Source organism: Nitrosomonas eutropha (assembly GCF_003201195.1).
Lineage (GTDB): Bacteria > Pseudomonadota > Gammaproteobacteria > Burkholderiales > Nitrosomonadaceae > Nitrosomonas > Nitrosomonas eutropha.
Genome location: NZ_QICQ01000025.1, coordinates 16213 through 34610 on the forward strand (window position 1 = coordinate 16213; position 18398 = coordinate 34610).

The window sequence follows — 18398 nt, forward strand, 5'->3', positions numbered from 1 at the left end:
ACTTAGCGGTCAAGCACACCTGTATCAGTAGTTCCGAGGCTGTCAAACAGCGCGGCAAATTCATTAACTTTGGCGAGGGCTAAATCCTCACAGGCTGCATCACGCAGCGCTGCATCCTGGGGATTTGGGTCATCCTCAACCATGTTTACTATATCCACCAGCATTGAAACGCTATTTGTTTCTGCGGGATGCGCCAAATCGTCCAATTGCGAATCCACATAGTAATCACTGCGCTGAACCTGGCCGCGATAGAGACGCCAATTTGTATTTGGCAATGGCAGCGGCAAAGGCACCTTGCGCACTTCACCGCCAATAGAAACCTTGTGCATTTCAACTGCCGTGAACCGACGCATGAAATAATCATCTTCGTAATATCGGATCTTGTTGCCGAAGATGATAGGAATGCCAGAGCGATGCACCAATTCCTTTTCCTTGTCGAGCTGCATCAATTCTTGTGGCAACATCAAGGCACGAGAAACCAGCGTATCGGTTTCTGACTTGCTGTAACGGCCAACATTCAATGGCCCAATGTTGGAATGCTGCGTTGATTGCGCGATCGCCGTAATGTTCCCTAGCATCTTAGAATATTCTTCCGCCTCTTTTACTTGAGATGGTGTATAAAAAATCTTGACGCCCATGTTATCCATAATCGAGTGGGCATCTTCTTTGCCGTAGGTTGATTCAAGCTGTGAATTGTTTTGAATAACCAGTGCTAGGCGCATGTTGTACCCGGCCATAAAGCCGACACCCTTGGCGAGAATTTCAATTTTTCTGGCAGCGGTAAATTCATCCATCATAAGCAAGCATTGATACTTTAAGGCCGGGTTTTGCTCGGGCAATTCTTTGACGTTTTCATTGATCAACTGCGAGAAAAACAGGTTGGTAATGAATTGTGCCTGCATCACTTCCCCGGCAGAAATGTGAATATAAATTGACATTTTACGTTTGCGTATATCACGCAAATCAAAGTCGTCTGCACTGGTGGCTTTGTCCGTGACCGGGCTGCTGAACACACCCAGAGCAGATGTGAACGTAGACAGGATATTTTTTAATGTGTCGTCAGAGCCATTCAAGAACCGATTAATTGCATCTTTGCACTCACGTGATAGTGGTTTTGCCGTGTTTTGCCTGACCGCAATCACTTCACGTAGATATAAGGCCGTGTCTTTGCCTTTACCCGACGCCTGACGCAGAATTTCGCCCATGGTATGCGGTAAGCGTGGCGTTTCGAGTACCAGCAGTGCTATGGCAACAAAAAGGTTACGCGCACTGTCAGACCAAAAAGGATCGCTGCGTTCAGGTGTCTTAAAAATGATTGCGGCTAAAGCCCGCAGATCATTGACACGAAAAAGTGGATTTTCAGAAACATATGACAGGGGATTCCAGCGGTGTGTTGTTTCCGAGAACGGGTTGAAATAAAAAATCTCGTTGCCCAGGTGTTTTCGGCGAAATGCAGAAGTCAGGTTGTAGTTTTCCCCCTTGATATCCAACACCACGGTGGATTCACGAAACGTAAGCAAATTAGGAATAACAAACCCCACACCCTTGCCGGTACGAGTAGGCGCGGCTAGCAGCACAAATTCATAACCAGGCAAATGCATCAAATCTTGGGCGAAACGGCCTAAACAAATGCCCCTTTCGGCAAATAGCCCCTCATTATCAATATCTTTTCGATTGGCAAAGCGGCCCTTTCCGTACACATCAGGGTCATGCCGTCGATAGGCCATAATCATGCCAAATGGAATAGCCAGGCATAAAAAAAAGCCGACAAAATAACTACCTATAACCTTAACCTTCTGGCGGTGCGTTTCGATAGACGCAGTGGCATCGAAAATCGTGTGAATATTGGCCTTCAAAGGATTTTCATGGAAAGAGGCATACAGCACCATTCCAGACACCCAAAATGCGCAATAAACCAACCCACCGAGCGACAGCAGACCAATCATCACACCGATCCATTTTTTTGGGGTCATATCTGCAAATACGGAGGTTTTTTTAGGCATGATCTTTCCCTTGGGCAATGGCATATTTGCGCTGCGGGTTATAGTCGATTTCTACAACACGTCGCTGGCCTGTGTGCCTATCAACTTCGATTTGCACCACGATATCGACCGTTAAATGAATCAGGCGCTTGATGACGTTGTAATCTAGCCCAGCACCCACAGGATCGGATTTCACCATCATCATCATCTGCTCGTAAGCCATCGCGGGATTTTCGCCGTGGCAGCTCGTGAGTGTGCCGGGATGCCCGCTTAATGCAGCGCGAAGAAAATACAAACACTCTGAGCCGCGCATCTCGGCCAGCAGGATTCTGTCTGGCTTCATCCGAAGACAACTAAGCAGTGCATCTTTAGCCGACAAAACCGGTGTGTCAGAGCCCGGCCGCGTTTTGGCGTTGTCATAGAGCAAATGCACTACGTTAGGTTGTGTGAGGCTCAATTCGTGAGCATCTTCGATAGTAATGATGCGTTCGCCAGGGTCGATTACATCGACTAGGGCTTTCATCACGGTTGTTTTTCCGGAGCCAGTAGCCCCGGACAAAACAATATTCTGGCGGTACTGAACCGCCTTTGTTAGAAACTCAATGATCTTGCGCGACTTCACCAAGGCCAGCAGTTCTTTTTCATGCGGTTTAATAGTGAATGTGGATTGGGTAGTGCCCTGAAACATACCCTGTTCTTCCATTTCCTTTAAGGAAATACGCGCTCTTGATGGTTGGCGAAGCGTAAACGAGACATGCCCGCGCAGTACGCCAGGCTCCATCACAAGTTGTACCCGAGAATTGTCTTTTAAAGAACCGGATAAGATCGGATAGGCGGCATTCCAACCTTGTGCCGAATTGGTATAGGTCGCAATAGCGCCCCCGAGCGACAACAAGCTGTGCTGATTGATCTGCGGCACGTTGTAGCTATCCCATTGGTTTGTGTACACCCAAACCCTGCCATCATCATTGACGGCGATTTCTGTTACACGGGGATCTTCGCGCCATTGCTTGTATGGGGCAAGATACGCCTGTATTGCGGCGTCATCTTGCAACGGAACATATTCTGAATCTGGAAACAGGCCCGCAGTGCCAAGATTGGTTTCCAAAGATTTCAAAACTGTTGAGTTCATATTTTAATCCCCGTAAACATCGTCAAACCAGAGGTCTTTGCTGACATAAATCATAAGGCGAGCACCACGATTCGCGCTGAGTGTGGGCTTGATATTGATGGTGGCATTCAACACTTTTTGAGAAACATTTTTGCTGGATCGAGCGGTTGAGTTGCCATAAACGGTCCCGCCCGAACCGCGCTGGCGTGCTATAGCAATGTCTACTGCATCATCAATTAAAGACAACAGCAGGGCCGCGCCCAAGCGTTCAGACCAATGGTTATCGATGAAGCCACCAACGCCCATCGTACCCACGCCATCGGCAGCGCCGCTGTCTACATCGATGACAAAACCGTCCGTGGTTTTAATGCGTTCCCATACCACAGCAATGCGAGAATCGCCGTTCTGCAATGTCTGCCCATATTGGCCGACAACAGTAGAGCCACGCGCGACAAGTAACCGCGATCCATCATCGGAATAGATATCGTCAGGAATTACACACCCGCTTTGGCCTGGTATATTGCTGAAGAGCTGCGTTTGCAAAATGCATGGGATATACGATCCGCGCGTGATAACGAGCGAACGATCCCCTAACTCAGCGGCACTTGCCTGTTCGGTTTTTGAGGGCATCTCTTTCCGGCTCGTCATACGCGCCTGATCCTGTACTGTGGCAGGCCGGTTATTGTTTTCACCCGAGAGCATCATGGGCGGTAATACAGGCACGTTAGCGGGAGCGTGCCCAGGCTGGCCTGCTGTACCACCAGCCAAATGAATAGGCGGAACACTCGTCACAGGGCCGGGTTGATAAAAGTTCTCGGGCAATTGTTTTGGTGCTGGTGTTGCAGGTTGTTCCGGTGTCGGGCTGGCAAGAAAATCACTCAGGTCAAAGTCACGCCCCCGGCGTTGATTCGCGTTTAGGCTGGCAACGGCTTGTTTGGCTGATTGATCTGCTTCACGTTCAGCCCGCCAATCAGACAATTTCGTTTTTCCGAACCAGATAACCAACAGTAAAGCCACGAGAAAAACACCGAACATCAGTGCCAGGGTAAATACCCTGGAGCGCAACACCCCGCTCTTTTTGGTTTCGCCCTTAAATTCATGTGACTCTTGCAGTGGTTCCTGATTGAAATCTTCTTCTTTAATAGCTTCACTCATTTATGCCCCCTTGTGTTATGAGACGATGTTTCTACGGGGTATCCAGATGATTTAAAGCCATCGTTGAAAATACCGATGATGGCTTTGTCCAGACGAAGATTCCATTGTTTAGCAATTCCATGTACCACAATGGCACCATCTTTCGCTTTGTGAAAATTAGTTAGCCATTCATCACGACTGCCGGGCGATGACTCGTAGATGACGGGAATGTCTGTATTTTCAGGAAAATAAAAATACGTGAATTTGCCGTCATCAAAGACCCGCAAAGGCCGGATATCGACGCTGGTATTCACCAGCTCCATCGAATAACTCATGTTCGCCTGGCGAACATGGTCTTGAGTAGCGTTTCTTTTTGGTTCTTTGGGTGTGCCGTAAGAAAACATGACTTTCGAAACACGGTTAGAGCGCACTGTGCCCTTATAGGCCGGCACAATGTCAAGTACATAGGAATGCTTGCTTGTTGCAACAATGATTGTGCCGGGCTTGGCCGTCTTGAGTGGTGCTATAAAAACGCGGTTGCCGACCTTTGCAATATCCCAGTCGATGATGCCACCGCCTGCAACGTCCTCAACAGTTTCCGATTTGCCGAATTCAATAACGGTAGGACTACCCACATAGCCCACAACACGAACGACCATATTGTCTGTATAGCGGACAGTGCGAACCCGAGTATTATCAGGGGCCGCGCTAAAATCCAATCCATGAGCGGTGAGAGGCAGAGCCAGGGCCAATGCAATCATGATTCTTTTCATTGTTCACCCCCTATGAATTCGTTGTCGGTTTGATAGCCCAAGACAGTGAAACCAAACGGGTTATCAATCGCAGCCTGTTCACTAATGAACAAACGTGGTTCATATTCATAGCGAAGCGTGGCAACTTTATGGACTGCACGTAACTTGGATTCTGTACGTAGGTCACGTTGCTGAACCGACAGACGTACCGTGGCAAATTTCTGACCGCCCGTTTCCGTCAGCGAGATGCTGATGATTTTAGGGGTGAACAGGATATTCTTGCCGAATTGCCGATCAAGGGCTTGGGGGCCGCTAAAAAGTTCGTTGTATTGTTTCCACGGCGTATCACCAGCAAGACTCTTAACGGTGTCATAGTCATCTTGTATTAAGTGGTAGTTATAGCGTTCACGCGCAACAACAAACTTATTCACCCAGTGTTTATCGGCTAATTCAGATTCCGCTACGTAGTCCTGTACGGTTTGACCGATAGAAGTTGCCCCGGTCAAATTGTCAACGCGCACAACATAGGGCACTAACTGTTTAAGTGGCATGAGTACAGCCAGGGCTATTGTCAGAGCAGCAACCGCGACCGCGAGTACATAATTAAGCGCTGCATGGCGTTTCAGAGAATTACGCAAAATGGCGTTTAATTCTGCTTCCCAAGTAACGTCGCGCAAGTCGTCGTTCGGGGTGATATCGCCGGGTTTTTTCGTGTTTTCCTTGTTCATGTTTTTTCCTTACAATCCGCGTTTTGTGGAATAATTTCGGTTGCGATTTCCGGAATTATCAAGTCTGAGAGAAGGATTAAGAGTCGTTCCGAGTTGAGGAGTTGATACTTTTGTTTGTTGGAGAGACGCTGTTGATCTCCGGGTTTAAGCCTGCGGGCGCGGCTTTTAATGGAACAGTCTCGCTCAATGTCGGATGTAAAACATTGATCGGTTGCCTGACAGATTCCTTGCCCGTTGGGTACTCAAGTTTTGGTGCGGAAGTGCAACCAGCAGCAAAAAGAAAAAAAAGAGCCACCTGCAAAATTTTCATAGCGAAAATTCCTTTTAAGTATGCGAAACAAGAATGAGGTACTACATGGATTTATTTTGTGATCATGCCTGTTCCTCGTTTGACAGATGCACCAGACTGAAATCCAGTGCGAGCAGCACTGAGAGCAGAACGATGGCTCAAGGCAGAACGGGTACCACTGCCAATTTGTGCCATGGTATTGATACCTGCCATTGCGTATTTCATGGCAGAAGAAGAACCCGCTGCTTTACCTAATCCTGTTTGGGATGCACGACCGGCCATGTAACCCGTACCAGCGCTGGCAATTTTGCTGGCAGCGTGGGTTGCTTTTGCAGTATTTGATAATGCAGCCCCGGCTGGGTTGATTGCCCAACGGGCAGCTTGAGCTAACGACATAATATTTAATGCAACACCGCCCGCCAGATCAGCGCCGATCTGTGCACCTTTGAACGTCAGGTAAACCAAGATACCGACTGCTAAAACAGCACCTAATGTTTGGCCGGTATAATCAATACTTTCTGGTGACTGTGCGATAAGTGCCGCCATATACCCCTGCATAATCCCTAGTCCCAAGCCAACGATGGCGGAAATCACCACAGCAGTAAAAATGTACTTGAGTACGCCGCTTAGCCAAGTATTAAAAAATTGGGCCGTTCCCTGGAAAGCCAAACAAGCAATGAACAGAGGCCCAAGTGCAAAGAAAATAGCCAAAGCAAAATCTATGACAATCATGTTGATGGCGGCAACAAAGATATACAGCACCATGAAACCAATCATGAACGTGCCGCCTGCCAAAGGAACGATACCGGTTGTATCTGAGCCGGTTACTCCAAAATCCAAGTGTTCCAGCCCGTAGTCAATGATTTCCTTATAAACATCAGCGGATTGATTCAGAATGATATCTAACTGCGTATAAACATTCGCAGTTGTTCCACTAAACAATCCGGTCAAGCCTTCGCGCAATTCTTGCGCGATAACCATTACATTGCTGGCGTAAGCCCCCCCCACTAAACACACAGAAAATATAAGAAAAACGCGGATGGAGTTGAAGAACATATCCAGTAAATGATCTTGGCCTCCTGCTCCGCGAATCACCTTATAGCCCTGCCACATGATTAAGATCGTCAGGCCGAGGAGCAGTACCGGAGTAACCCACGTAATCAACGTATTTGGTATGCCGCTCCATGACGCGACCATGCCGAGAACGGTATCCGCCTGAGTTTTAATTACACCAGCCATGATTTTCTACCTTATTCCAAGCTACCAAATGGTTGGCCGTTAGGCTTTGCCTTGTTGGTATCGTCCTTATGATCTACCTTCTGATCACGGTGACTCCCGCCAACCTTTCCGAAAGGACTTCCAGTGTTTTCACGCACTGCGCGCTTACCTTCTTCTGCTCTCTCTTTCACGCTCTGAGTTTTTTTCTTGCTGGTTTCGTCTTTCTGATCAGGGAAATTACCGCCAACCTTTCCGAAAGGACTTCCAGTATTTCTAAGGACTTTTCTTGAGTCCTCGCCATCACAGGCTGAGATCAGAAAAGCTGCAAAGATGGCCCCAATCAAAAAATGAAATTTTTTCATCTCAAACTCCCAAAAGGACTTCCAGTATTTTCACGCAGTGCGCGCCTACCTTCTTCTGCTCTGGCTTTTATAATCAAAGCTGATTGTGATTGACGTTGCGCCAGTGCTAAATTCACGAGTGTCTGTTCGTTCTGTAACAGCGATTGCTCTGCCGCGATTCGGTTAGAAAGATCGGTTGCGGCCTTTAAATCGGTAGCGCTGTCTATCTGCGATACCAATTGGTGCAATTGCGCAGCACGTTCTTGTGAGGATTTAAGAGCGTTGTTAATGAAAACAGCGTTTTCAGGTTCGGCATAAGCCTGAGCCTGGCATTGCAGCTTCGCATTTGAATCTTGAAAGCGAGCGCAATCCAGTTTTTTTATGGTTTCATAGATGATCCGAGCATCGTTGCTTGCGCCGCCTTGTCCCAAGGTCAAAAGCCGGTGGTAGCTTTGTGTAAAGTCAGGGGGCAGCACATGGCGCGAAACATTATTCATGAGCTGACCCATGCCCCGAGAACCAGTAATGGAGTTGTATTGCATTCTAAGTTGAGAATATTGTTGCTCCATTGCCTTCAATTGTTGTGCCCACTTTGCTATTTCTGCCAAATGAGCAGTCCATGATTTCGATATAGCTGCCGTGTCAGTTACTGGTATCTGAGCGTGGACAGAAGCCATACTCAAAATACCGGCGACAAAAATGCCAGAAATAATAGATTTAATAGTTTTCATGATTCACCATCCAAGAAAGGTTGTGCCCACTGCGCCGGGTCATCCCCGTACTTATGCCGTAAGCGATCGAGTCGTTCTACTTCATCAGTAGAACCAGAAAGAATCTTGATTTCGTTTTTAAAATCACCTAAATCAAGACGTGCCAACGATACACGATGGCCCTGCTTGATCAGAAACATGCGGGATGAATCCTGTAATTCCCGAACAAGTTTAAATTCGGTTTCAGTGAGCTTGAAACCGTTCACATAATCATCATGATCTGCCGCTGGATTCGGCAAGAAAATGAATGTGGCTGTTTGTTCAATCAGCGCCCTTGCAATGTCACTTTGCAGTGTGTCATGCGGGCTTTGCGTCATGTAAACGCCAAGGCCATTTTGCTTACGAATCGTTTTCTGCTTGTTCTTGGCAAAGTCCTTGAAATAATCGACAGACAACGCTTTCCAGTATTCATCCATGAAGAACGCAAACAGACGGCCATCGATTTGTTCTTCCACCCGATACATGAGATACATCATGATCGGGCCACATATTTCTTCATTATCGAGAAAATCCGTATAGTCGAATCCATACGGGCGACCTTCCTCAAATTGCAATTCGTCGCGCTGGCAATCAAGTGCCCAGCCGAGATTACCGCGAGAGATACTCCATTTTTTCAGGCGCTGCGCTAGGCCATTAGGATCGCCAACGGGCAAAAATTGCAGCACAGCATCGATACAGCGCTGTTGTACCGGCATTCCAGCGACCGACCGTACTGCCGAAGCAATCAGGTTTTCTTCTTCCGGCGTATGAGCGACATCTGATCTGCGGGTGCAATATTTAATAAGTGCAACCCAAAACAGAATGTTTTTTTCTGTTGTTTCCATCTTGAAAGGTGCAAACCCCGTTGGTTTGCCGTTTTCAAGCGCTAGGTACTTACCGCCAACGCGACGAATAGCAATTTCAGCACCACGATCTTTATCGAAGAAAACGCATTGTGTACCGTACTTCAAAAGGTTCAGCATTAAGAACAATGCCAAGACAGTTTTACCCCCCCCCGATTGTCCGATGATCTGACAATTGCCAAGGGCCTTGTTACCGGTTGAATCAACGCCGAGAGGCGTGTCATGGAAATTGAAGTAGAACGGCGCACCGGCAGGAGTACGGAATAATGTCACCGCTTCCCCCCAGGGGTTTCCATTTCGTTTGCCGGAATCAAAAGTATGAAACGAACATACGCCAGTGAAATTCCGGCTACTGATACGCGCTTCCCTTGGCCGTGATTTCCAATTGCACGGTAACTGAGCCGCATAAGCCGAAGCAGTGACCTTTTCCAGGTCAACCCCAAGAAAATTGGCGTTGTTTAGAAGCTGGGATGCATTACTTCTGAATTCTCGTGTTTGATCGGGTGTCTCGCCCTTAACCAACAACGAATAATGATATTCGCCCAGCACAAAATTACCGCTGATTACAGAATCAATCGCCTCATCTATTTCAACGATTTGACTCAGTGCGTTATCCTCGGACGATATCATTTGATTGCGCTGTTTTTTCAAAGCGCTTTGTGCATCAAGCGTCGTCATAGGAGAAAAAGAATGCGTCTCGATGTACTCGCAATCCAGCGCGAGAAGCGTGTTCAAAACACCGGGTGTCGTGTAATCCGCGTAATCTTTCAGTTCCAGAAATGCGCCAAATTCAGATCCGAATGTATCCCTGTATTCGATGATTTCATTGCCGAATAACAGTCGTGAAACCGGAAGGTACTTATACAGCGGCAAGTTTTTAACCGGAATTCTCCACCAGAACCCATTGATTAGATATGAATAAAATTCAAGCTGACAGCTAAATGTTCGCCCCGCGAACACGTAATTGCCCAGTTGTTGCGGGCGATATTTCGTCAGGGAGGACATAACCGTTTTGCTGACAATCTCGACGCGCTCAACAGCTGCTGCGATTTCGTTCTTGATTTCATCCACTGTCCGATGCAGCTTTCCAAACACGCCGCCTCTGCCTAGCGGGAAAGGCCGATAAACCACAGTCAGATAAAATTCACTCGACATCATGCCCTGATCGGCCAATTTCTCATAATACCGTCCCATTAAATCCTGGCTGAAATCGTTGTACTCCGGTACTTCCAGCTTATCGCTGGCGTAGCGCCTGATACGATGCACCCAAAATGCATATTTGCCTGTTGCAAGGCCACGAATAAACAGATTCAGGGCTTCCATGCGCGAATAGACTTCTTCCTCAGATAATCCTTCAAATGACATGCCCTCGACACGCCAGGTACGCACATAATCACCGTTCTTTGTACTTACAATGCCATCATCGATAATGCTTGAAAATGGCACGATTCGCTCTAGCGAATCTTCCTCATTGGCATATCTGCGTTGCTGCGAAAATATGTCCTCTTTCTCTTTAGTTGCTGTGCTTTTACTCATTTCATTTCCGCTTTTTGTACGTGACTGGCCCCATGCTATGGGTGCCCCAATAATGCTTATTGGTGCGATGCCCAATATCACGGAAATACATGAAGGTCTGAGCCAGTTTAAAGTTATCGTCCGCGTTGACCTGGCGTAGCACGACTATGATGAATGCCAGCAAAACGAATACTGCAACCGAGACAAAACCGGAGAGCAACACGAACGACCACAACGCCACAAGGATATGTGTTCCAACAATCAAAATGAACGGCACGATAGGGATGCCAAACATCATTGGAGGTCGCGTAGCACCCTTAAATACCCTGTCTCGACTGTCCATAACCTTAACCGATTAACATACCGGCAATACCTGCCGCACCGCCAATCAAAACGCCCCCCCAAAAAACAGGCGCTACGTCTTTCCATTGAGCGGCTTGGAACATCATGCGAAAACCAACAAACATTAACGCAATTGTCAGCACGACTACCCCGATAGACAAAAGCCACATCGAAACGCTATTGAGCATCGTTGTGCCGCGTTCAAGCTGCGCGAATGCGGGTGAACTTGCCAAAGCCATACTGATTGCGAAACTCTTATTACGCACTGATTTTTGAAGCAAAAATGCCTTAAAGTTTTTATTCATATTTAATCCTTTGGTTGATTAACATCATTGATGAAGTGGTGTTGCTAACAGAAGAATTGCCAGATAAAAGCATACTGGCTGATTGAGGCTTAACGACTTTAACGCGCACGCCGGTTTGATCCGTGTTGACGTTAGTTATCTTGCCTTTTTCCGAATCGGCCAACGGGATGGCAAGTGATGCGGAATCCATGTTGACCGGGTTCCTGGGTGTTGAAGAAATTACTTTGTTGATATAGCGGGTCACATCGGGGTTTGTTTTGCCAGCATTAAGTTTGCCGGAGTAATAGCAACTCAGAGCCGCATTGGTTGCGCTGTATTCTTGTGTTGCATTGAATCCAGAACCGAGCGCCCAGGACTGGCAATGTTGAAAAATTTCGTATGCTGCCACAACGTTGTTGCACACATCGAAGCCTGCCTTAATATCGCTGTCCCAGCCCAGACGCACAAAATGGGTTTTATTTACCTGCCCCTGTCCAATGCTGAAGTTTCGACCCAGGTTAGTCAGGTTATCGGCTGTCGCAACCGCCTCGGCAAGATTCTTTGGTTGGCGCACCAAGCGCCCTCCCACAACCCCAATAGCAAACGGATTAAACCCTGATTCAACTTGATAAATCTGTTGCATCACGGGTTCGCGCAGAGCGGCTTGGCAATCTGGAGGCAAATCAATCATATAAAAAGTAACAAAAAAACTTTACCGTTAACATTAGTATTTTCCATGATTGTCCGCATAAAGTCAATAAAAAATAATACTTTTTAATCAAGAAAAAAGTATACTTATTGAAATGTATTCACTGAGGTTGAACAGACTGATTTCAGTAGCCTGTATCCGTGATACAAGCATTGCGCAAGGCGCAAAAAAGGCGGCATAGAGCCGCCGTTCTTTACAAACAAAAGGGATGTTGCCTTGCAAGGCAAGGCGGATTACTTCAGTAGATAGGCCAGTCCAAAGGCCAGGCTGATCAACAAATTGCAGCCAACCAGCGCGCTTAATAACCACAGGTGTTTGGTGAATGGAGAAAAACCTGACGCGATGGCTTTTGCGTTTGATTCGGCTTGTTTGCTTATTTTGGCTTGGAGTGCTTCTGACTCGATTTCAAAATCAGATTTTGCTTTGTTGGTATGGATGGCCAGAGCACGCGCCATAGACTCCATATCCTTGAAAGCATCCTGAGCAATTTTTGCCGCGTTTTCTACGTCGCCAGTGACGCTCTTATACAACTGGGGCAAGTCTTTTTTCAACTTCTCGGTTTCAAGCAAAAGTTTTTGTACATCGAGGAGCAAGTCGGCATGGACTTGCTCCAAGATTGTTGATGCAGGTCGCTCATTCATTAAAGAGTGTCCCGAAGATTTCATCGAAATGTTTCTTCACGCCTTTTGCCATGCGCCCGCTTGTTCTCAGGCCGGAAAGTTCCCGTAATTTTTTCTTGTTTTGTTCTTCAGCGGGTTTGGCCTGAATTTCTTTTATGCGTGCGGTCACATCATCCAGGTTGGCCACGACTTGATCCACCGTGCTTTTAGTAAGTAATTCAAATACCTCGTTGTAATACACAGTTGCCCAGCCGATTCCCATTTCCGAGCAGTAACCAACGATGGAAGGAAATAAAGATTCCGGCACTTCATCACGAGGCACATAATTCAGAATGACTTTGATTTTTGAGCCGGGTATACCGAACTCCTGCAATTGCGTTAGCAATTCCAAAGTATCGTTTTGTTGCTTGCCATCAGGCACGCAGGGAACTACGAAGTAATCAAAATCCTCATGGGCATCGTCAAGGTCTTTTAGTGCTGTGAATGCCTGCTCGACGTTTGATGATCCTACATCTACAACGACATTCTGGTGCAAGGCGATTTCTTCAATAACCTTCTTGAAATGTTTGCCGCTCACTTTTTCGCCATCGACATTTGTTGTGTTGATGCTTTCCACCTGAATGACTTCGCAATTTGGAAGTCGAGGGGCCAGCAAATGTTTCGTTAGCGTGGACTTCCCTACATTGCCAGAGAAATTAACGACTGCTATCTTCGTCATCGTGTTTTCCTATTCCGTGTTTATCTAATTGATCTTCATAAGAGGGCGTTTTCCATTTTTTTAAAACGTCCCTTGGTGAAGGCTGTTGCTCCGTCTCTGTTGACGGTTCTGTAACACTCGGCTTCGCTTTGCGACGTCTAGTAGAAGGTTTCGTTTTTTCTCGTTGTGTTCGCGGGGCGAACATTTCATTTTCGCTTGTCGCTGTCTCGCCAGAAGTATTAGGGCAATCGTCCGAGTCTTTCAGATTCTCAGTGCCACTTAAAGGCGGACGAGGGTCAAGCGCTCTGAATTCACTTTCATGCTTACGGATTTCTGCGACGAAATCAACGTTTCGACGCAGCCAGCTTGTGAATGACGAATACGTGCCTTTGTATCCCTGTTCAGCCGCATATTTGTGAATCTCTTTAAACGGCAGCCCCAAATAACGAAGGAACACTATTTGTTTCATTATCCGGTGCAACCCGCCCGACCTGGTTGTTTTGGTGGATTTATAAAAATCCAATGGACTATTTAAATCGCTCATAGAGACCAAAGACGGTTTAGAGCAGAACAAAACGATAAAAAACGAAATGAAACATATATAAGCTGAAATCAAAACTGAATACTAAATTAATAAAACAGAATTATCAAGATACATAAAACCATAAAAACATAATAAAAATGAATCAGAACGATAAAAGCGCATTTAATGCGAACTTTAATGGCGGCTGCCTTGATATTAGTCTATGATGAAAAAAGGCACTACTGGTATGTTTACACTTTGGCTACGCCTCGGTAAAATACCCTGTGCCAAAGGTTCCACCTTTGAAACCGGAATGCCTGGCTGGGATACCAAGCACAAGCAATATGCTGACTACGCCAGTACCTGAAATGTTCGCGGGGCGAATACAATAATGAGACAGAAGCGCGCATCGACCAAGACAGCCGTAGTTTCATTCCGAATCGGAAATGAAGCCTATAACCGGCTAATTGAATCCAGTGACCGGGCAGGAGTATCTACCAGAGAATGGCTAGAAGAAGCCATCTTGAACAACCGTACCCGAATTGTGGAGCGGTCAAAGCCAAATGCCGATTTACGTAGCCTGGTTACGCAGGTCAACCGTATGGGCAACAATCTGAACCAGGTTGCCCACACGCTGAATAGCGCCCAACTTGCGGGCAAGCTGGCTAGGGACGAATGCTTGCAAGCCATCGAACGGCTTGACCATATTCGCGCCCTGTTAAACGAAACGATTACCTATGCTCGCCAGGGTTAACGCCGCAGCGGGTGGCATCCGAGAATATCTGGAAACAGGGCGCAAAAGGGGCCGCGAATACGACCGCGACCTGATAGATGATCGTATCCCCTTGGCGGGCGATATAGATCTGATGGACAGCACAATTAACCAGATTGAAACCAGGCAGAAAGGCGATAGCCGTTACCTGCATATCACCCTTAGCTTTGCCGAGCAGTACACGGAAAGCAATACCCCGGCCCAGGGCCAGGTGAATCTGAAAACGATACACGCCGTAACCGAACAGTACCGGCGCGATCTCATGGCTGCGTATGACGCCGAGGAATATGTTTTCTACGCGGAAGCGCATATTCCAAAAGTCACGCATGACATTCATGCGACAACCGGCAAAGCCTATGAACGGCTCCCGCACGTTCATATAGTTATCCCAAAGCGAAACATCAGCAATGACGCCTACCTAGACCCGCTAGGCTACGGTGCCGCGAACCTGGCTTTTCACGACGCTATGCAGGAAAAAATTAACAATGATTTTTCTCTGAAAAGCCCGTATGACGCGCTCCGTGACGAACCGACACCTTTCCCTCTTGGTCGGCATAAGGCCGACCCTGAAAAACTGTCGGCCAAGGAAGTGCGCGCCTACATTCAGCGTGATGCCATCGAGTCCGGTGCGCGGAGCCTTGAAGATATAGCCCGCATTGCCGAGCAATACGGAACCGTGCGAGTGCGGAACGGGCGCGATGGCGATTACCTAAACGTTAAGCCTGCTTGGGCTGACAAAGGGATAAATCTTAAGGACATTACCCCCGAATCTTTACAGGCCGTGGCCGCTGGCGTAGCCTCAGCTACCATGCGCCCTCCAGCAGATATAACTGCCACAAAGGTTGAGCAATGGACGCAGCATCGTGCTCTGGAAGTGCGCTATATATCCAGCAAAGGCCGATGGGCTGCATATAAGCAATTGGATGAACAAGGCAAGACAGACTGGCTTGCCGAAAAACGGCAACAATCACGCGCAGCATTGTTGCGCACTTTAAACCGAGGACTGTATGAACATCGAGGACGAACTGATAGCGAGGATGGAGGGCTTGGGCCAGTTGCTGGCGACCATGACCGAACAGAATCTAGTCATCACGCAGGAATTAACCCGCATCACGCAGGCGCTGCAACGCGGCCAGGAAGCAGCCAGCAGCCCGGACGTGATCGTAGAGCAGATGAACAAACTAATGGAGCCAATCACGCACGAAATCGCGGCGATTCGGCAGAGCCTAGAATAACCAAGGAGAATCGACATGGCAGAATACGACTCAACCGTTATAAGCCCCGTATTGCAAAGGTTGGAATCTTCCCGCCTCCCGACCGAATTCACCATTTGTCAGACATGTCCTCACTCGGTATGGTTTTCGACGAAGGACAGACTGAAATGCTATTGCAGGGTGATGTTCCTAGTAAGTTGGGACAGCCTGAACCCGGTGCCGATGATGGAATGCGACGGCCCGAGCATCGGCCAGGAGCAGGACGAGCCGAAGGAGTAGACCTTGAAAGCACACCAAATAGCCGCGCTTTGCAGGCAATGCGAAAGTGTGAAACTACATGCCGCGAGGCACTTGCACAGTCAGCAAGAACTCTTGAAGGCAATCGAGCGGTTACGCTTGACGTTGAACCCGCCCAGCTTGCCGTTGGCCGACTTCGCAGGGCTTTGGATCAAGAAGCGATTCGAGCTGGCGACCCTCAAAAAAATGTTGGACGACAGATAAGCGTAATCCGGGCGCAAGTGCGAGAAGAACGCGGCCCGGTCAACGCGTCACGGCTAAAAGCCGAGACAAACCCGGCGCTGGTGATCGAGGCCGCAGCCAGGTACTACAAAATCGACCCGGCCCAATACTCAACAGGCGTAGGGCGCGATGGCACCCCGCGCATATTCCACGATGGCAAGCAGTACAACTTGGGCGACTTCTTCACCAAGCACCTGAATAAATCGTGGCTGAACGCCCAGTCTATTTTGATGGAGTGCCACAAGGCATCGTTATCAGACGCCCTACCCCAGCCAGACTTGGAAATATGGGTAGCTTTCAACGAATGGCTTAGCCAATCGTACAAGCACCGGCAAATCGAACGTGACCACGCTAGAGAGCATTTCCGCGATGAAACGCTGGCTGTGCGCAGTCTATACAAGGAACAGAAACAGGCCGCGCAGAAGTTAACCGGCTTGATGCGTCAAGGCGCAATGGCCGAGGCCCGCGCAGCGCGTGTTATCGCGCTGGAAGAAATCGCCCTACAGCGCCAAACCGTATACAGCACCCTAAAAGCACCAGGGCGCAATGCCGAATACCGCACGTTCCTGCACAACCTGGCCGAACATGGCGATCTGGCCGCGCTGGGGGAACTGCGAAAAATGCAGCAGGCCCAGCCCGAGACAGGCGGGCCGGATTTTGTTCAAGGCCAGGGCGAAGACAAGCCCGTTTTCGCCCTGCCCAATTATCGCGTAGATATTGGCGGGAACGTCATCTATCAAGACCAGGGCAAGACCATCATTAAAGACGCCAGGCGCGGGGTTGAAGTGCTTAACCCCGAGCAGCGTACCTATGATCTTGCCCTAAAAGTTGCTGTGAGCCGATACGGAAAATCTCTGACATTGAACGGGGATGCCACATTCAAGCAGCAAATGATCGAGGCCGCACGGCGCAGCGGCCTGGATTTTGAAATCAAAGATGCGAGTAAACCGCTTGCGGCCCCTATTCGCGTCAACGCGCCAATTCGTAAACGTTAGAAGGAAAACACGATATGTATACAATTGCTCAGATCGAACGAGCCAATGCAGCGATACACAACCAAGGTGGCGACACGCCCCAAGCACTGGCCCGTATGAAAGCTATCAGTGATATTTATTTGAACGCGCTGGCCGCTGGAGTGGCAAGGGTCGAACAGGAAAGCCTAACCGAGCAAGAAATTGAAGTGATCAATCATTTTCTGAAGTAATATTTTAAAGAAAAAAAGCCCTGCAATAACGCAGGGCTTTTTCAACTGGCGATGTTCGCCGAACGAACATCGTACAGCGCACTTAGCGCTTCAACCATGGATATTCTTCTTGCTTGGGCGGATGCATTTGTTCCCATCGCGCTTGTTCCGTCACAAAGTCTTTGTTAGGTACCCACCTGCCGTTCTGTTCCATCGTTCCTACGTACTTGGCAGCAATGTCCACGTCCGTGTAGTTATTGCCCCAGTACGTCTCACAGTGATTAGGGAGTGAGTTCTTAATTCCGTAATACGTTTCGGTATTACAAGAACTGCTTATAAAGCTATTATCCCAACCCTTGCATACCTTGCGTTTAAGTTGAACCCGTTGGGTACGATTCAAATAATCGGCATTGCAACGGCCTGCGCCATTTACAATATCCTCAACAAGCTGTGGCATGTTTGCAGATACATCCTTTGCAGTAGGACACAAATTCAAAAACGAGCGCCTTGCCTTGACTGTATTACTCCATTTCAAGCGCGTAATATTGAAATACCGACTCAGCGAAGCGCTGCACTCATCGGGACGCTGTGACGAGGACAGGCACAAGATCGCCTCACATGCCAAACGCGTATCACCTGTAAAAAATTGTTCTACTGTTTCTGTTGTTGCGGCACCCGAAGTTGAAGCAGTTAGTATTCCAACGCTGATTATTCTTATAACAATTTTCTTCATAAATCACTCCTAGAATAACGCCGCCGAAGCGGTACAAATACAGTTACTTAATGCAAACAACATGAGTTTACTAAAAATTGAATTATAAGTGTACTTTTTTATAGACCTATGGGAAGTTTT

20 protein-coding genes are annotated in these 18398 nt (G+C 47.9%); 3 read left to right on the plus strand and 17 right to left on the minus strand.

Annotation, left to right across the window (positions count from 1 at the left end; genetic code table 11):
• Positions 1-2: 2 nt before the first annotated feature.
• The 16 genes from C8R14_RS09465 to C8R14_RS09540 form a co-directional block, all read right to left on the minus strand.
• Positions 3-2003 carry a type IV secretory system conjugative DNA transfer family protein gene (locus C8R14_RS09465; protein WP_011630695.1) on the minus strand — a complete coding sequence of 667 codons (2001 nt, stop codon included), beginning with the start codon at positions 2001-2003 and terminating at the stop codon, positions 3-5.
• Positions 1996-3114, minus strand: coding sequence for a P-type DNA transfer ATPase VirB11 (virB11, locus tag C8R14_RS09470; RefSeq protein ID WP_011630696.1), 1119 nt, complete (start codon positions 3112-3114; stop codon positions 1996-1998). The genes C8R14_RS09465 and virB11 overlap by 8 nt, the downstream gene beginning before the upstream one ends.
• Before the next feature lie 3 nt (positions 3115-3117).
• Positions 3118-4248, minus strand: a complete 1131-nt coding sequence (gene virB10, locus C8R14_RS09475; RefSeq protein ID WP_011630697.1) for a type IV secretion system protein VirB10 — start codon at positions 4246-4248, stop codon at positions 3118-3120.
• Positions 4245-5000 (minus strand): TrbG/VirB9 family P-type conjugative transfer protein, encoded by a 756-nt coding sequence (locus C8R14_RS09480; RefSeq protein ID WP_011630698.1) that lies wholly within the window; start codon positions 4998-5000, stop codon positions 4245-4247. Before C8R14_RS09480 ends, virB10 begins: the two co-directional genes overlap by 4 nt.
• Positions 4997-5707 carry a VirB8 family type IV secretion system protein gene (locus C8R14_RS09485; protein ID WP_011630699.1) on the minus strand — a complete coding sequence of 237 codons (711 nt, stop codon included), beginning with the start codon at positions 5705-5707 and terminating at the stop codon, positions 4997-4999. Before C8R14_RS09485 ends, C8R14_RS09480 begins: the two co-directional genes overlap by 4 nt.
• A gap of 76 nt (positions 5708-5783) precedes the next feature.
• Entirely contained in the window at positions 5784-6017 is a 234-nt protein-coding gene (locus tag C8R14_RS13375; RefSeq protein ID WP_146208369.1) for a hypothetical protein, read from the minus strand.
• A 51-nt stretch (positions 6018-6068) separates the two neighbouring features.
• Positions 6069-7235 carry a TrbL/VirB6 family protein gene (locus C8R14_RS09495; RefSeq protein ID WP_011630700.1) on the minus strand — a complete coding sequence of 389 codons (1167 nt, stop codon included), beginning with the start codon at positions 7233-7235 and terminating at the stop codon, positions 6069-6071.
• A gap of 11 nt (positions 7236-7246) precedes the next feature.
• Positions 7247-7576 carry a hypothetical protein gene (locus tag C8R14_RS09500; protein ID WP_011630701.1) on the minus strand — a complete coding sequence of 110 codons (330 nt, stop codon included), beginning with the start codon at positions 7574-7576 and terminating at the stop codon, positions 7247-7249.
• Complete coding sequence (locus tag C8R14_RS09505) at positions 7573-8286, minus strand: type IV secretion system protein (RefSeq protein ID WP_011630702.1); 714 nt, start codon at positions 8284-8286, stop codon at positions 7573-7575. The genes C8R14_RS09500 and C8R14_RS09505 overlap by 4 nt, the downstream gene beginning before the upstream one ends.
• The gene (locus C8R14_RS09510) at positions 8283-10703 is read right to left on the minus strand and encodes a VirB4 family type IV secretion/conjugal transfer ATPase (protein ID WP_011630703.1); all 2421 of its coding nucleotides are present in this window, start codon (positions 10701-10703) and stop codon (positions 8283-8285) included. Before C8R14_RS09510 ends, C8R14_RS09505 begins: the two co-directional genes overlap by 4 nt.
• A 1-nt stretch (position 10704) precedes the next feature.
• A complete protein-coding gene (locus tag C8R14_RS09515) occupies positions 10705-11025 on the minus strand; it encodes a VirB3 family type IV secretion system protein (RefSeq protein WP_011630704.1) in 321 nt (106 codons plus the stop codon).
• 4 nt (positions 11026-11029) lie between these two features.
• The gene (locus tag C8R14_RS09520) at positions 11030-11329 is read right to left on the minus strand and encodes a TrbC/VirB2 family protein (protein WP_011630705.1); all 300 of its coding nucleotides are present in this window, start codon (positions 11327-11329) and stop codon (positions 11030-11032) included.
• The gene (locus tag C8R14_RS09525) at positions 11322-11999 is read right to left on the minus strand and encodes a lytic transglycosylase domain-containing protein (RefSeq protein WP_011630706.1); all 678 of its coding nucleotides are present in this window, start codon (positions 11997-11999) and stop codon (positions 11322-11324) included. Before C8R14_RS09525 ends, C8R14_RS09520 begins: the two co-directional genes overlap by 8 nt.
• 251 nt (positions 12000-12250) lie before the next feature.
• Positions 12251-12658 (minus strand): hypothetical protein, encoded by a 408-nt coding sequence (locus tag C8R14_RS09530; protein ID WP_011630707.1) that lies wholly within the window; start codon positions 12656-12658, stop codon positions 12251-12253.
• Positions 12651-13355 (minus strand): StbB family protein, encoded by a 705-nt coding sequence (stbB, locus tag C8R14_RS09535; RefSeq protein ID WP_011630708.1) that lies wholly within the window; start codon positions 13353-13355, stop codon positions 12651-12653. Before stbB ends, C8R14_RS09530 begins: the two co-directional genes overlap by 8 nt.
• A complete protein-coding gene (locus C8R14_RS09540; RefSeq protein WP_110332607.1) occupies positions 13333-13803 on the minus strand; it encodes a hypothetical protein in 471 nt (156 codons plus the stop codon). Before C8R14_RS09540 ends, stbB begins: the two co-directional genes overlap by 23 nt.
• Before the next feature lie 445 nt (positions 13804-14248).
• On the opposite strand from C8R14_RS09540, the gene C8R14_RS09545 reads away from it, so the two are divergent.
• From C8R14_RS09545 to C8R14_RS09555, 3 genes are read left to right on the plus strand one after another with little or no spacing between them, the layout of a single operon-like run.
• Positions 14249-14611: a plasmid mobilization protein gene (locus C8R14_RS09545; RefSeq protein WP_011630663.1), complete on the plus strand. Its 363-nt coding sequence runs from the start codon at positions 14249-14251 to the stop codon at positions 14609-14611.
• Positions 14595-17357 (plus strand): LPD7 domain-containing protein, encoded by a 2763-nt coding sequence (locus C8R14_RS09550; protein ID WP_011630664.1) that lies wholly within the window; start codon positions 14595-14597, stop codon positions 17355-17357. The genes C8R14_RS09545 and C8R14_RS09550 overlap by 17 nt, the downstream gene beginning before the upstream one ends.
• A gap of 14 nt (positions 17358-17371) precedes the next feature.
• Positions 17372-17566, plus strand: coding sequence for a hypothetical protein (locus tag C8R14_RS09555; protein WP_041353914.1), 195 nt, complete (start codon positions 17372-17374; stop codon positions 17564-17566).
• Between the two features lie 82 nt (positions 17567-17648).
• On the opposite strand, the gene C8R14_RS09560 is transcribed toward C8R14_RS09555, so the two are convergent.
• On the minus strand, positions 17649-18278 hold the full coding sequence (locus C8R14_RS09560) for a TrbM/KikA/MpfK family conjugal transfer protein (RefSeq protein WP_082211284.1): 630 nt from the start codon (positions 18276-18278) through the stop codon (positions 17649-17651).
• Between the last annotated feature and the right edge of the window lie 120 nt (positions 18279-18398).